The 1,504-nt window shown below is 69.3% G+C and carries 2 protein-coding genes; both read left to right on the top strand.

The window, feature by feature from the left end:
• Positions 1-487: oxygenase MpaB family protein (locus JMF90_RS36695; protein WP_201326307.1), on the top strand; the 487-nt coding region annotated here is incomplete at its 5' end.
• A gap of 154 nt (positions 488-641) precedes the next feature.
• Positions 642-1,504, top strand: an 863-nt coding sequence (locus JMF90_RS36690) for a ParB/Srx family N-terminal domain-containing protein (RefSeq protein ID WP_201326306.1), incomplete at its 3' end; no start/stop codon positions are given.

Below are 1,504 nucleotides of genomic sequence, written 5' to 3'. Positions count from 1 at the left end.
CTGGGTGCACGTCGCGGAAGTGTCGAGCTTCCTCGCCGCGCATCTGCGTTACGTGAATCCGGCGCTGTCGGGCGAGTTGCAGGACCGCTATTACACGGAAACGGCACTGATCGCCGAACTGCTCGGCGCGCACGAGGTGCCGCGTTCGCGCGCCGAGGTAGCGGCCTATCTCGCGCGCATGCTGCCCGAGCTCGAAGCCGGGCCGCGTACCTTCGACGTGATGTCCATCCTGCTGAACGTGCCCGTCGCGAGGCCCGCGCTGCGGCCTGCCGCGTCGCTGGTGATGCATGCCGGGATCGACCTGCTGCCGCCGTGGGCGCAGCGCATGCTCGGCGTGTCGACGTTCGCGCCGTTGCGGCGCGCGGTGGTCCGGCCGGGCATCCGCGCGGTCGCCCCCGTGCTACGCTGGGCGCTCGTCAACGGCGCGTCGAAGCGTGCGCGCCGCCGCGCGACGGCTGCCCCGTCCGACGGCACTCCGCCTGCCTGACGATCCGTTTCCTCGGATCATTTCAATTTACTGTCAAATACCTGTGACAAGCTGACGGGCTCGCACCCGCGCAGGGTCGCACGTCCTGGCCGTCATGCATGCCCGTGGCCCGCGCGAAGTCCCGCCCATCCGATACCGACGCCCGATGCCCGCGATGTCACGCCTGCCGATCCGTTTCGCCCTTGCCGCCAGCCTGTCCACCGTCGTCGCCCTCGCCGCGTGCGGAGGCGATGATGTCACCGCCGTTGCGCGCACGGACGCGCAACCGCCGTCCGGCGGCACGACGACGACGCCGGCCCCGACGCCGCCCGCCACCACCCCGCCGCAACCGGGCAAATGGAAAGCCGCGCGCGCCGGCGACCTGATCGACGTGACGCTCGGCGATCTCCATCCGACGCAGGGTGCGATCGGCTACGACCAGATCTACTACAAGCTCGGCCGCTACGAACTGCAGCCCGACAAGAAGTTCGACGACTTCTGCGCGGACGAAGGCCTCGGCGGCGTCGCATCGAGCGGCTACACGGCCCGATCGTCGCTGCGCGAACCGGCCAGCTACACGTGCGCGACGACCGACGCGAACGCCCGCGACCGCTCGGTGCTGAACCCCGTCGTGATCGGCCCGAACGGCGATGCGCTGTACCTGACCGACGGCCACCACGGCCTGTCGACCTATTACGAGACGCCCGACGGCGGCCCGGCGCTGCATGTGCACGTCGTCGTCAAGGACAACCTCAGCGACTACTCGGGCGACGCGTTCTGGCAGCAGATGCAAAGCCGCGGCTATCTCCGCCTGAAGAACGGCGAAGGCCAGCCGATCACGACCGCGCAACTGCCGAGCGGCCTCGGCCTGAAACTCGGGATGACGAACGACCGCTACCGCTCGCTCGTCTATTTCACGCGCGACATCGGCTACAGCAAGCCCGCACAAGCGACCGACTACCTCGAGTTCTACTGGGCCGACTGGCTGCGCGCGCAGCCTGGCACGTTCGCGCTGGCGAACTATGACCTCACGCGCGG

Origin of the sequence: Burkholderia sp. E168m23 (genome assembly GCF_016586125.1) — a bacterium.
In the GTDB taxonomy this organism is placed as follows: domain Bacteria; phylum Pseudomonadota; class Gammaproteobacteria; order Burkholderiales; family Burkholderiaceae; genus Burkholderia; species Burkholderia orbicola.
This window is presented reverse-complemented; position numbering and strand designations above follow the sequence as displayed.